Source organism: Oleiphilus sp. HI0117, from assembly GCF_001635235.1.
Genome location: NZ_LWGA01000943.1, coordinates 1 through 1,759, shown reverse-complemented (window position 1 = coordinate 1,759; position 1,759 = coordinate 1). Strand labels below are relative to the sequence as shown.

Annotated in this window: 1 protein-coding gene and 1 pseudogene; both read right to left on the bottom strand. The window is 45.2% G+C overall.

Translation table 11 applies throughout. The features are described from left to right. A pseudogene (locus A3757_RS16885) lies at positions 1-455 on the bottom strand (3-deoxy-8-phosphooctulonate synthase); the annotation flags it as partial. Between the two features lie 16 nt (positions 456-471). Further along, a partial coding sequence (locus tag A3757_RS16880) for a CTP synthase (RefSeq protein ID WP_068739973.1) occupies positions 472-1,759 on the bottom strand: 1,288 nt, incomplete at its 5' end.

Sequence of the window (1,759 nt, the reverse complement as noted above, 5' to 3'; positions counted from 1 at the left end):
AAAATATGTTTCATTTCCTGAGGCGCAAGGAACTGGGCTTTCTTGATATTAATAACGGCATTTGTCTTGGCCATCGCTGCCACCAGGTCTGTCTGACGGGACAAGAAAGCTGGCAATTGGATAATGTCACAAACTTCAGCAACCGGAGCTGCTTGCTCAGGCTCGTGCACATCGGTAATGACCGGCACATTAAAGGTTTTCTTTACCTCTTCAAAAATACGCAAGCCTTCTTCCAAGCCGGGGCCTCGAAAAGAGTTAATAGAGGAGCGATTCGCTTTGTCGAAAGACGCTTTAAATACATAAGGAATATCAAGCTTGGTCGTTACCTCGACATATTTCTCGGCAATCTGCATCGCAAGATCCCGGGACTCTAATACATTCATGCCGCCGAACAAAACAAATGGCAAATCATTAGAAATTTTTACATCACCGACCTGTATGACTTTTTGACTCATCTATATACCCTTCTATTTACGAAGACTTATTTGTGAATGCGGCAGAAATGAAACCTTCAAACAAACCATGACCGTCTCGCGGCGTTGAAGTAAATTCCGGATGGAACTGACAGGCAACAAACCATGGATGATCCGGTGCTTCAACGACTTCAACTAATGAGTTATCTGCTGAACGACCAGAAACAATCAAACCGGCCTCTTCTAATTGCGGCAGAATATTATTGTTCACTTCATAACGGTGACGATGACGTTCAATGATCACTGGCTTGCCATAACTTTCGAAAGCCTTAGAACCCTGAACCAGATTACACTCCTGAGCACCTAAGCGCATGGTTCCGCCCAAGTCTGAACCCGCATCACGTTGCTCTACAGCTCCGCTGGCATCTTTCCATTCAGTGATCAAACCTACTACCGGGTTTTCGCAGCCTTTATCAAATTCAGTACTATGCGCATCAGCCAAACCAGCGACATGACGAGCATATTCAATGACAGCAACCTGCATACCTAAACAAATACCTAAATATGGAACCTTGTTTTCACGCGCAAACTTAACTGTCTGAATTTTACCTTCAACACCACGATTACCAAAACCACCGGGCACTAGAATTGCGTCCACTGACTCTAGAACGGCAGTACCTTCATCTATAATTCTCTCGGAATCAATATACTCAATATTAACCTTGGTGCGCGTACGAATTCCTGCATGCTTAAGCGCCTCGATTAGAGACTTATAAGCGTCAAGTAATTCCATGTACTTGCCTACCATGGCAATGGTTACTTCGTTTTCCGGACTGGATTCAGCTTCAACCACTGAATCCCACTCTGTTAGATCGGCCTCATCACACTCCAGACCAAATCGTTCTACGACAATTTGATCCAAACCATGTTCATTCAGCATACGTGGAATCAGGTAAATGCTGTTTGCATCCTGTAATGGGATAACGGCGCGCTCTTCTACGTTGGTAAACAAAGCAATCTTGCGGCGAGATGATGCATCAATCTCGTGATCAGAGCGACAAACCAGAATATCGGGCTGAATACCGATAGAGCGCATTTCTTTTACGGAATGCTGGGTCGGCTTGGTTTTGGTCTCACCTGCGGTTGCAATATAAGGCACTAGAGTTAAGTGCATAAACAGCGCACGCTGGGAGCCCACTTCAATCTTTAACTGTCGCACTGCTTCCAAAAAGGGTTGCGACTCGATATCCCCAACTGTGCCGCCAATTTCAACCAAGGCGACATCATAGCCGTTAGCACCTTCAACGATGCGGCGTTTGATTTCATCAGTGATATGAGGAATTACC